Below are 11640 nucleotides of genomic sequence, written 5' to 3' on the forward strand. Positions count from 1 at the left end.
CTTTCAACGACTACAGCAACGCTGTCAGTTCTGGGTAACCATAATGAATATTGAGACATTGCATCGCTTGACTTGATGCACCTTTGAGTAGGTTGTCGATGGCTGAAATCACAATGATGTGTTCGCCTTGTACCTTCCAGCCGATATCGCAAAAAGGGGTGTTTTCGACATCCTGAATACGTGGAATGCCATCGCCTTTTAAACGCACGGCAGGCTTTCCTAGATAAGCTTGTTCAAATGCTTGAACGACTTGTTGCTCTGTAACGCCTGATGCTAGCTTCATGGTGATCGTGGCAAGAATGCCGCGTTTAAAGTTGCCTAGGTGCGGAGTAAAAATTACATCGCAACCTAAGTGCTGAGCAATTTCTGGTTGGTGACGATGAGTAAATACACCATAAGGTTGCAAGCTCACTTCACAGAAACTGTTCACCATAGAGGCTTTACGCCCAGCTCCTGACGCGCCGCTGGTCGCATTAATCACGGGCCATTGATGGGTATCCACTAATGCATTTTCGAGTAGAGGTTTGATGGCTAACTGCGAAGCAGTCGGGTAGCAACCTGCTACAGCAACTAAGGGAGCCGTTGTAATTGATTCTTGGTTCCACTCTGCTAAGCCGTATGCAGCTTTATCTAACCAGTTATTATGTTGATGCTCGAAGCCATAAAAGGTGTGGTAAAAACCTTCACTTTGAACGCGGAATGCCCCCGATAAATCGAATACCTGACAGCCTGCCTCCAAGAAAGTTGGGGCGAGATCGTGGCTAACCTCGTGAGCCGTTGCTAAAAACACCACATCCGATTCTTGAGCGATTTGCAGTGGATCCGTCAGTGGCGAGACTGGCATATCAATGATGCCCGCTAACTTGCCGTGCAGCTGCGCAATATTCTTTCCGGCATCAACACTGTTGGCGGAAACGTATAAACCTGATAGCGTGAGTTGTGGGTGTTTATTAACCATTAACGCTAACTCTGCGCCGGTGTAACCGCTGGCTCCAATAATCGTGGTTTTTAGCATTGTGTGACATCCATATACTTAAAGGCTCAAATGACTATCCATATTTAATTTTCGCTTTATTTTGATTTTTTATTCATTAAATATGATTTAATATGTGTTTTACATTTTTGTGGTCTGTCTGTCAACAGGAGATTTGAACAATCCATGCAATTACCAACTTTTCTAGAGGTCTATGAAGGACTCATCAGCACCTCTTCTATCAGCTCCACGGATCCGAGCTGGGATCAGGGCAATGCAAAAGTCATCGAAAAACTCGCATCTTGGTTTAAAGATCTGGGTTTTAGCGTTGAAGTGGTCGAAGTCGAGCCAGGCAAGCACAATATGATCGCACGTATGGGAGAGGGTGAAGGCGGCCTTTTACTTGCTGGCCATAGTGATACCGTGCCATTCGATCAAGGACAGTGGAATTTTGATCCGCATAAACTGACGGAAAAAGACAACCGCTTTTACGGTTTAGGCACGGCAGACATGAAAGGCTTTTTTGCCTTTATTTATGAAGCCGTCAAAAAAGTCGACTGGAGCAAGCAGACCAAGCCGCTATATGTATTAGCCACTTGTGACGAAGAAACCACCATGTTGGGCGCACGACATTTCACCGTAAACGCCCCCTTTAAACCGGATTACTGTATTATTGGTGAGCCTACCAGCCTTGTACCAATTCGAGGTCATAAAGGGCATGTAGCAAATGCAATTCGGGTCACCGGTAAATCCGGCCATTCATCCGATCCTGCACTTGGCGTGAACGCGATTGAGATCATGCATGAAGTGATGTTTGCCATGATGCAACTGCGCGATAAATTGGTGAAAGAATACCACCATCCGGGTTTTGCCATTCCAAGCCCTACCCTAAACCTTGGCCATATTCATGGTGGTGACAGCGCTAACCGTATTTGTGGTTGCTGTGAACTGCATTACGACGTGCGTCCACTACCTGGAATTAGCCTTGATGGACTAGAAAACATGTTGCGCGGCGCATTAAAAGAAGTCGAAGCCAAATGGCGAGGGCGTATCGAAGTTGTGCCGTTACATGAACCAATTCCGGGTTACGAATGCCAACACGACCATCCATTTATCGGTGGTGTTGAGGAGATCTGCCAAACCAGTTCAGAAACCGTGAATTACTGTACCGAGGCGCCCTTCTTACAACAGCTCTGTCCAACCTTGGTTCTCGGCCCGGGTTCAATTGACCAAGCCCACCAACCGAATGAGTTTCTCTCATTTGACTTTATCGACCCGACGATTGATGTGCTTTCAAAGGCGATGGTCAAGTATTGCTGTTAATGCGTGATTCAACCTAAAACTCTGTGCAGCTCCATTTGAGCTGCATCTTTTTATCTTCACTATTTAGCGTTAGTCTTAACACTTGTTTAACTTGTTATTTTGTAATTAATTTTCACTTCTAGCTCTACCTTTGCCGTAAATTTGCTCTAAATCAGGAGATAGCGGAATAATTGCAAACTTAGTCTGCTTTATTTGACTATAACTGGTGCTTTTCGCTAGATTGGAGTCTTAACAAGGACAATGGATGTAGTTTTTTTACGAGGCAGGACGACAATGAACGAGAAATACGCCGCACTCAAAAGTAATGTGCGCATGTTAGGCCACTTATTGGGTAACACCATTCGCGATGCCCATGGCGAAGAAATCTTCGAGAAAGTGGAAACCATTCGTAAATTATCCAAATCAGCTCAAGCAGGAAATCAAGCAGACAGGGACAGCTTGATCGAAGAAATCAAACATTTACCTGATGAGCAGCTAACGCCCGTTACCCGTGCGTTTAACCAATTTCTAAATCTCACCAATATTGCTGAGCAATACCACACGATTTCACGCCATTGTGAAGAACACATTTGTGAACCAGACGCGATTAACTCGCTGTTTTCGAAACTGGTACAAAACGATGTGAGCAAACTGGACACTGCGCAAGCCGTTCGTGATCTGAATATTGAATTGGTATTGACGGCTCACCCAACGGAAATCACGCGTCGCACGATGATCAATAAATTGGTCAAGATCAACGAGTGCTTATCAAAGTTGGAACTGAGTGATCTTTCTTCTAAAGAACGCAAGAAAACCGAGCGCCGTCTAGAGCAACTGATCGCGCAAAGCTGGCATTCAGACGTAATTCGACAACAACGACCTACTCCGCTGGATGAAGCAAAATGGGGGTTTGCGGTCGTTGAAAACTCACTATGGGAAGCGGTACCAGACTTCTTGCGTGAAATGCACGATCGCTTGAAACCATACTTGGGTGAAGGTTTACCAATTGATGCTCGCCCAGTGCACTTCTCTTCTTGGATGGGGGGTGACCGCGACGGTAACCCGTTCGTCACTCATAGCGTGACGCGTGAAGTATTGCTTCTGTCTCGTTGGAAAGCCGCGGATCTTTATCTCAATGACATCAACGAGTTGATCAGTGAACTGTCTATGACGGTTTCAAACGATCAAGTTCGTGAGCTTGCTGGCGAAGATCAACACGAACCATACCGTGCGATCCTGAAACAACTTCGCTCACTATTGAACGAAACCAAAGATATTCTCGATGCTAAGATCCATGGTCAAAAACTGGCCATCAAAGCGCCACTGCAAAAAGTCGAACAACTGTGGGAGCCCCTGTATGCCTGTTACCAGTCGCTAAATGAATGTGGTATGGGCGTGATTGCCAACGGCTCACTACTGGATACATTACGCCGCGTAAAAGCGTTTGGTATTCATCTTGTTCGCCTTGATATCCGCCAAGAGAGCACGCGTCATTCAGACGTATTGTCTGAACTGACCCGCTACTTAGGCATTGGTGATTACGAGCAATGGAGCGAGCAAGATAAGATTGCTTTTCTAACCAATGAGCTCGCGTCTAAACGTCCGCTTCTGCCTCGTGATTGGGAACCATCAGAACCTGTCAAAGAGGTTTTGGACACCTGCAAGATTATTGCAGCACAACCGCGTGAAGCGTTCGGTGCCTACGTTATTTCTATGGCACGCACTGCATCAGATGTGCTAGCGGTCCACCTACTTCTGCAAGAAGCAGGTTGCCCATATCGTATGGATGTTTGCCCGTTATTCGAGACGCTAGACGACTTGAACAATGCGGAATCGGTCATCAAACAGCTAATGAGTATCGACCTATACCGTGGCTTTATCCAAAACCACCAAATGGTCATGATTGGTTACTCTGACTCAGCGAAAGATGCGGGTGTCATGTCAGCTGGTTGGGCTCAGTACCATGCGATGGAATCGTTAGTTAAAGTGGCGGAAGAAGAAGGCGTAGAACTGACTTTATTCCACGGTCGTGGCGGTACGGTAGGTCGTGGTGGCGCGCCAGCGCATGCTGCGCTTCTGTCTCAACCACCAAAAAGCTTGAAAGGCGGCTTACGTGTCACAGAGCAAGGCGAGATGATCCGCTTTAAACTGGGCCTCCCAGACGTCGCCGTAAACAGCTTTAACCTTTACGCGAGCGCGATTCTGGAAGCCAACCTATTGCCACCACCCGAGCCAAAACAAGAATGGCGCGATTTAATGGAAGTGCTATCAGAAGTGAGCTGCGAGTCTTATCGCAACGTGGTTCGTGGTGAGCCAGATTTTGTGCCTTATTTCCGTCAAGCGACACCAGAGCTCGAGCTCGGTAAGTTGCCACTTGGATCTCGTCCTGCAAAGCGTAATCCTAAGGGCGGGGTAGAAAGCTTACGTGCAATCCCGTGGATCTTCTCGTGGAGCCAAAACCGCTTGGTACTTCCTGCATGGCTAGGAGCGGGGGAAGCGATTCAATACTCGATCGATAAAGGCCACCAAGCGCTACTCGAAGAAATGTGTCGCGAATGGCCGTTCTTCTCGACTCGCCTTGGCATGCTAGAAATGGTGTACTCGAAATGCAATATCAATATCGCTCGCTATTATGATGAACGCTTGGTGGATGAATCACTAAGACCTCTGGGTGAAAAACTACGAGAACAACTACAAGAAGACATTAAAGCGGTGTTGAACGTAGAGAACAACGACAACCTGATGCAACATGACCCTTGGGGACTCGAATCCATTCGCCTGCGCAATATTTACGTTGAGCCATTGAACATGCTACAAGCCGAACTGCTCTATCGTACGCGTCAAACAGAAGAGGCTTCCGCCAATCTTGAAGAAGCCTTAATGGTGACGATTGCCGGTATCGCTGCCGGTATGCGTAACACTGGTTGATCACTTCATCTGTCATAAAAAGCTGAGCAGTTGCTCAGCTTTTTTTATATCTATAAATATTGCCCCATAACTAGGCAATCTTATATTCTACAAATGCACCATAAAATACCAACAAAAAAGAACAAAACACCACAAATCCACACTATTTATTATTATATTAGTTTTTAAGGGTAATTTTGTCCTACTATTCCACTTCATGCTTATTATTTATATACTACCTGCCTGCTGAGAGCGCATAAATCCAATCATACCAGCTCCAGCCTTGATGGGACTCCCCATCTCTCTAGGTGATAAACGGCTTTAAGGTGACAGGACCAACATTGTTGGTGCTACTTATTAGATTAAAAAATCAAGTGCCATTAAGAGCGCAACTGAAAGTATAAGTAGCTTGTTTACAAGTTTATTGACCATTTGGATTGAAGACATGTCATTACCACACGTAATCTTAACTGTTCTTAGCACTCGCGATGCAACCGGTTATGATATCACTAAAGAGTTCTCTGCTAGCATCGGTTACTTCTGGAAAGCAAGCCACCAGCAAGTATACCGTGAGCTTAATAAAATGGCCGAGAACGCGCTGGTTACTTGCGTACTAGAACCCCAAGAAGGCAAACCAGACCGCAAGGTTTACTCCATTACAGATGCTGGCCGTAGCGCTCTGGGAGAATGGTTTGATCAACCCACAGCACATCCAACCGTCCGCGACGAATTTTCAGCTAAGCTGATCGCTTGTGCCGTGCAACCTGCCGCGCCTTTCCGTGATCAGCTTGCCGAACTCGTTGAAGAATCACGTAAGCTGGTTTCTCACTACAAAGAGATTGAAGCCGCTTACTACGCAACACCTTCAACGCTTGATAAACAGGCACGTCTAGAGCGTCTAACACTGCGTCGTAACCTATTGCTACGTGAAGCGTGGATTACTTGGGCAGAAGAAGTGCTGACAGAACTTGAAGTGATCGGTTAATTCCTGTCACTGACAGTTAAATAAAAAGGCTTGCCAATCGGCAAGCCTTTTTATTTCTTGCTTTAGGTGACGCACTAACCGCGACTTACGGGCGCACACCTAACGTGTGACACAATGCGTAAGTCATCTCAGCACGGTTTAGCGTATAAAAGTGGAAGTCTTTCACGCCCTCACGACTTAACACACGCACCATATCAATCGCCTGGCTGGCACCAACCAGTTGTCGAGTCACCGGGTCATCATCTAAACCTTCAAATTGTTTACTCATCCAACCTGGCACTTTGACGTTATTCTGAGCCGCAAAACGAGAGGCTTGTTTAAAGTTGGAAACTGGCAGAATGCCGGGCACAATCTCCACATCAATACCAGCGGCCACACAGCGATCGCGGAAGCGAAGATAAGATTCTACGTCGAAAAAGAATTGAGTAATGGCACGGTTAGCACCCGCGTCAACCTTACGTTTTAGATTCAATAAATCAGACTGAGCACTTTTGGCTTCAGGGTGCACTTCAGGAAAAGCCGCAACTGAAATATCAAAATCATGCCGCGACTTCAACAATGCCACGAGGTCTGAGGCATACATCTCAGGCGCACCGCCGCCAAGAGGAATATCACCACGCAATGCGACGATATTTTCAATGCCGTTATTCCAGTAATCATCGGCAATATCAATCAGCTCGTCACGCGTTGCATCAATACATGTTAAGTGTGGGGCCGCCACAAGGCCTGTGGTTGCTTTGATTTCTTTAATGATGGAATGTGTTCTATCACGCTCACCGGAGTTCGCCCCGTACGTAACAGAAACAAATTTAGGTTGAAGTGTTTGGAGACGAAGCACTGAGTTCCATAGCGTCTCTTCCATCTTGGCGCTGCTTGGTGGAAAAAACTCAAAGGATACATTGATGTTATCTGATAACTCAGCGATATTTTGATTCAAGGCATCGATATGGCCTGCGTGCGTGTATCCCATCTTATTCTCTCTCCCTGTGGCACTTCGCCACGAAAACAATTCCTTAAATCGACGTTTAGACGTCCATATGTCTACAGAGTGTCTTGAATACGATTTAATGTCAACCTTGTGAATATGAATTTTTCTCACGTTAATAATGAGGATAGTTCAAGTGGATACTGAATCATTCTTTCTCCATCGATTCTCAATAGCTTCATAGTGTGATAACCATTAACCATGGCTGTTTTATGGCCACCTTGAAGTATTTGAGAGTCCGTTTTAATCGAGTCTCCTTTAGATAATAAAAAACCCCAGAATCGAACCGAGGTTTTCAAATGAGAATTTCACAGAAGTTTAGAGTAAGCCAGCCAATCGATTAAGGTCTGACTGAATGGCCCCCGCCGTCACAGCTCGTCCAGCTCCTGGGCCACGAATAACCAGAGGGTTGTCTTTGTACCACTTACTCTCGATAGCGAAAATGTTATCGCAAGGCAGTAAGTTCGCGAGAGCGTGCTCGCGAGGAAGCGCTTCCACTCCCACCGTTGCTTTACCATTCTTTTCTAAGCGTGCCACATAACGCAAAACCTGATCATTTTTCTGAGCCTTGACCAGACGTTCTTGGAGTATTTCACTCAATAAGACGCCACTATCAAAGAACTCATCTAAGCTAAGCGGTCGTAACGCTTCTGGTACCAAAGATTCCACTTTCACACTGCCTGGCTCAATCGTCAGGCCTGATTCTCGTGCTAAAATCACGAGCTTGCGCATCACATCGGAACCATCTAAATCAGAACGGGGATCCGGCTCAGTTAGTCCCTGCTGCCAGGCAAGATCCACCAGCTCATGAAACGGTACAGAGCCGTCAAACTGTTGAAATAGCCACGATAAGGTTCCAGAAAAAATCCCCGATAGCGCCACGATTTCATCTCCGCTTTCACGCAGGTCACGAACGGTATGATTAATTGGTAACCCAGCGCCAACGGTAGCATTGTAAAGCCAGTAGCGTCCTATCTTAGCGAATGCATCTTGAACCTGATGGTAATAATGGCTATCAGCTGAGCCGGCCACCTTGTTAGCCGATATTAAATGAACGCCTTGCTGCGCAATTTCAACGTAACGTAGAGCCAACTCTTGACTTGCGGTCACATCCAGCACAACGGCTTCATCGTAGTTTTGTAGCGCGCCAAGGCGAGTCAACCAGGAACCATCATTGGCGATACTCTCATCTTTAAATCGTGCAGAGACATTCCTTGCGTCAATCCCCTGCTCATCAAACCAATACATTTGGCTATCGACAACTGCGACCAAATCAAAACTCATACCGTGACGTTTAGTCAGCTCATTTTTTTGACTCGCAAATAAGTTCATCCAGCTCGAACCAATATTGCCTTTACCACACAAGGCAACAGCTACACGCTTATGCGCTTGAAATAGTTGACTGTGAATGGTTTGAACCAGAGCCTCAGTATCAGTGCGGCGCAATACCGCGACTAAACTCAAACCCGATTCAGACTCAGAGATAAATTCTATTGGCGCGTGTTTTAGCTTCTGATAAAAACCAAAACAGTGGTTAGCATTTTTCGTCACACCTGCGCCTACGGCAGCTAACAATGAGTAGCCTTCTTTCAGTTTAATTTCCGCTTCCACGGCAAGCTCTTGCAGGTACTTCAGCACCCCTCCGGCAATTTCAGAAGTGTACGCCAAGCGCAAGGTATGCTGATCGGCCTGAACTTCAAAAGCCAATGGCTCTAATTGAGCACGCTGCAATACTTGCCGTACATCGCTTTGCGTTTTTTCAAAATCGTGACCATGAAAGAAAGACAGCTGTATCAATAAAACGTCATCAAGCGACGTAATGATTTTGGCACCACGCCCAGAGGCTAATACGCGCTCAATACGCGTGGAGCCAGCCTCTGATTGATAACTACATTTTAGATTAAGATCCATCGTGCTTTGCGCTACAGGTTGAAGCGTACGGCTGTGTAATACAGGGGCGGCTAGACGAGCAAGCTCGCTGGCCTCATCCAATCTTAGCAAAGGCAATAAGCAAGCATCAGCAACCAGTCGAGGGTCTGCGCTGTACACGCCAGCAACGTCACTCCAAATAGTCACAGTGCTGACATCAGCAAGCGCACCAATAACCGTCGCAGAATAGTCTGATCCATTACGACCCAGCAGAACGGTTTCTCCAGCGTCATTCTGCGCCATAAAACCCGTGATCACGACGCGTTTATGATTGTGTTGTGCTAACGCTTGCTTGATCAAGGGGGATGAACGAACACGATCGACTTCTGGCTGAGTCGCCGCTTCGGCACGCAAAAACGTTCTCGCGTCTTGCACAACGGCTGGCAACGAATGCTGCGACAATAGTACGGCTAAAAGACGTGCGGACCATACCTCTCCATGTCCTAATACCGCTGCTTTTTGTGCTTCAGTCAAAGGCGCGACTAACTCAGACAAAGTACTGAATTCATCTTGTAAAGAAGCCAGTAACTGCTCTTTTGCTTCACCTTCTAACAAGGCGGCTATCAGTCCTGTTTGGAATTCCCTTAAACTTTGAAGTGCCTCATGAGCAAGTCGACCATCTCTGTCCAAGCCTTCGAGAAACTCAATCAGCCGATTGGTGGTTTGCCCAGCAGCAGACACCACCACGAGATCATTTTCTATCGAATGCTCTTTAAGAATATCCACGACACGTAAGTAACATTGAGGGTTGGCTAAGCTGCTGCCACCAAATTTATGCAGCTGACGCTGTACAGTCATGATTATCGTCTCCTATTACTGGGCAGCTTTAGTGAAGGCCTGTTCTAAATCGTCGATCAAATCTTGCACATCTTCTAAGCCAACAGATAGGCGCAACAACTGGTGTGAAATCCCCGCTTCGGCCAGAGCTTTCTCTCCCATGGCCCGATGGGTCATCGAGGCAGGATGGCAAATCAAACTTTCCACTCCACCTAATGATTCTGCAAGTGAAAATAATTGCAGCTCTTTCACAAAGACTTTCAATTGTTGAAACGATCCTGAAAATTCAAAGCTCAGCATAGAGCCAAAACCAGACTGCTGCTTTTTAGCGATAGCATGACCCGCGTGATCTGGGAGACTTGGGTGATAAATGGCTTTGACCAATCTCTGCGACTGCAGATAAGCAAGTACCTGTTGTGAGCTCTCTTCATGCACTCGCATACGAGCACCAAGCGTACGAATGCCTCGCAGCGTCATATAACTATCAAAAGGCGTTCCCGTTGCACCAATGCAATTGCCCCACCATGCAAGCTCTTCCGCATGTGCTTCTGTTTTGGTAATGATCACGCCACCAATCACATCCGAATGACCATTGATGTATTTTGTGGTTGAGTGAATCACGAAGTCTGCCCCCAGCTCCAACGGTTTTTGATATATCGGAGTCAAGAAAGTGTTGTCGACAGCGACAAGTGCGCCAACTTGCTTGGCTTTTTCACATACTTCAGCAATATCGACCACGCGAACAAGCGGATTTGATGGCGTTTCTAATAGGATCAGCTTTGGTTTGAGCTGCAACGCGGCATCCAGTGCCTGTTTATCGGATTGGTCAATAAACTGCACTTTAAAATCACCTTTTTTTGCTCGGGTATTGAATAGACGATAAGACCCACCGTAGCAATCATGCGGAGCAATGAGCAGATCATCGGGCCCAAGAAAGGCAGAAACCCATAAATTTAACGCAGAGGTACCACAGTTCGTCACGACCGCACCTTGGCCAGACTCTAATTCAGATAGCGCACTTTCTAATAACCCACGATTAGGGTTACCAGATCGGGTGTAATCATATTTAGGGACCTCACCAAAAGCGGGAAAACCGTAATTAGTGGAAAGATAAATAGGTGGAACGACAGCGTGATATTGGCTGTCTGATTCAATACCAGTGCGGACTGCAATGGTCGCAGGTTTGCGAGTGCTCATGGGTGTATCCTTTCACGGGTGATGACTTCTAAACAGGAATGCGCTATATCTGACTCGTGGATTCCAAATGATTCACACGCTTCCTCTACTGTTCTATTCACTTTACTCGTCAAAAAATAAGACGTCAACACTTCTAGACGTCCATATGTCTTTGCTTATGGCGGTAAATGCAGCTAAAATCAGCACCTAGATTATTTTAACCGATTACATAGATGAAGGTGCGCAATGGCTGACTGGAATGGCGAATACATTAGCCCATATGCCGAGCACGGTAAAAAAAGTGAACAAGTAAAAAAAATTACCGTCTCTATCCCGCTAAAAGTTTTAAAAGTACTAACTGATGAGCGTACTCGCCGTCAAATCAATAACTTACGCCATGCAACCAATAGCGAATTACTATGCGAAGCATTTTTACACGCGTACACTGGCCAGCCACTTCCAACAGATGAGGATCTTCGTAAAGATCGCCCTGATGATATTCCGGCTGAAGTAAAAGCGCTGATGACGGAGATGGGTATCGAGTTTGAGTCGTTTACCGAAGAGTAATCGTAAGTGGATTGATGTTGTCTTTAAGAGAACTCTTTC

Annotated in this window: 8 protein-coding genes; 4 read left to right on the forward strand and 4 right to left on the reverse strand. The window is 46.3% G+C overall.

What is annotated here, in order from left to right; translation table 11 throughout:
- Positions 1-10 precede the first annotated feature (10 nt).
- Positions 11-1015, reverse strand: a complete 1005-nt coding sequence (argC, locus tag AC3D28_RS09855) for an N-acetyl-gamma-glutamyl-phosphate reductase (RefSeq protein ID WP_488534656.1) — start codon at positions 1013-1015, stop codon at positions 11-13.
- Positions 1016-1159: 144 nt separating this feature from the next.
- Here argC and argE point away from each other — a divergent pair, with 144 nt between their 5' ends.
- The 3 genes from argE (at position 1160) to AC3D28_RS09870 (ending at position 6167) form a co-directional block, all read left to right on the forward strand.
- Positions 1160-2296 carry an acetylornithine deacetylase gene (argE, locus tag AC3D28_RS09860; RefSeq protein WP_098414640.1) on the forward strand — a complete coding sequence of 379 codons (1137 nt, stop codon included), beginning with the start codon at positions 1160-1162 and terminating at the stop codon, positions 2294-2296.
- 273 nt (positions 2297-2569) lie between these two features.
- Positions 2570-5203: a phosphoenolpyruvate carboxylase gene (gene ppc / locus AC3D28_RS09865; RefSeq protein ID WP_488534657.1), complete on the forward strand. Its 2634-nt coding sequence runs from the start codon at positions 2570-2572 to the stop codon at positions 5201-5203.
- A gap of 424 nt (positions 5204-5627) precedes the next feature.
- Positions 5628-6167 (forward strand): PadR family transcriptional regulator, encoded by a 540-nt coding sequence (locus tag AC3D28_RS09870; RefSeq protein ID WP_098414638.1) that lies wholly within the window; start codon positions 5628-5630, stop codon positions 6165-6167.
- Positions 6168-6252: 85 nt separating this feature from the next.
- On the opposite strand, the gene metF is transcribed toward AC3D28_RS09870, so the two are convergent.
- The 3 genes from metF to AC3D28_RS09885 form a co-directional block, all read right to left on the reverse strand.
- Positions 6253-7137: a methylenetetrahydrofolate reductase gene (gene metF, locus AC3D28_RS09875; protein ID WP_098414637.1), complete on the reverse strand. Its 885-nt coding sequence runs from the start codon at positions 7135-7137 to the stop codon at positions 6253-6255.
- Positions 7138-7470: 333 nt separating this feature from the next.
- A complete protein-coding gene (locus tag AC3D28_RS09880; protein ID WP_488534658.1) occupies positions 7471-9879 on the reverse strand; it encodes a bifunctional aspartate kinase/homoserine dehydrogenase II in 2409 nt (802 codons plus the stop codon).
- A gap of 15 nt (positions 9880-9894) precedes the next feature.
- Positions 9895-11055: an O-succinylhomoserine (thiol)-lyase gene (locus AC3D28_RS09885; RefSeq protein ID WP_488534659.1), complete on the reverse strand. Its 1161-nt coding sequence runs from the start codon at positions 11053-11055 to the stop codon at positions 9895-9897.
- Positions 11056-11280: 225 nt separating this feature from the next.
- Here AC3D28_RS09885 and metJ point away from each other — a divergent pair, with 225 nt between their 5' ends.
- Positions 11281-11601, forward strand: coding sequence for a met regulon transcriptional regulator MetJ (metJ, locus tag AC3D28_RS09890; protein ID WP_098414634.1), 321 nt, complete (start codon positions 11281-11283; stop codon positions 11599-11601).
- Positions 11602-11640: the final 39 nt, after the last annotated feature.

This window comes from Vibrio sp. TAP-3B, from assembly GCF_057784735.1.

Bases quoted from the DNA above. Each gene is read 5' to 3' on its own strand.
- argC (WP_488534656.1), bottom strand. From the start codon at position 1,015: ATGCTAAAAACCACGATTATTGGAGCCAGCGGTTACACCGGCGCAGAG.
- metF (WP_098414637.1), bottom strand. From the start codon at position 7,137: ATGGGATACACGCACGCAGGCCATATCGATGCCTTGAATCAAAATATC.
- argE (WP_098414640.1), top strand. From the start codon at position 1,160: ATGCAATTACCAACTTTTCTAGAGGTCTATGAAGGACTCATCAGCACC.
- metJ (WP_098414634.1), top strand. From the start codon at position 11,281: ATGGCTGACTGGAATGGCGAATACATTAGCCCATATGCCGAGCACGGT.
- ppc (WP_488534657.1), top strand. From the start codon at position 2,570: ATGAACGAGAAATACGCCGCACTCAAAAGTAATGTGCGCATGTTAGGC.
- AC3D28_RS09880 (WP_488534658.1), bottom strand. From the start codon at position 9,879: ATGACTGTACAGCGTCAGCTGCATAAATTTGGTGGCAGCAGCTTAGCC.
- AC3D28_RS09870 (WP_098414638.1), top strand. From the start codon at position 5,628: ATGTCATTACCACACGTAATCTTAACTGTTCTTAGCACTCGCGATGCA.
- AC3D28_RS09885 (WP_488534659.1), bottom strand. From the start codon at position 11,055: ATGAGCACTCGCAAACCTGCGACCATTGCAGTCCGCACTGGTATTGAA.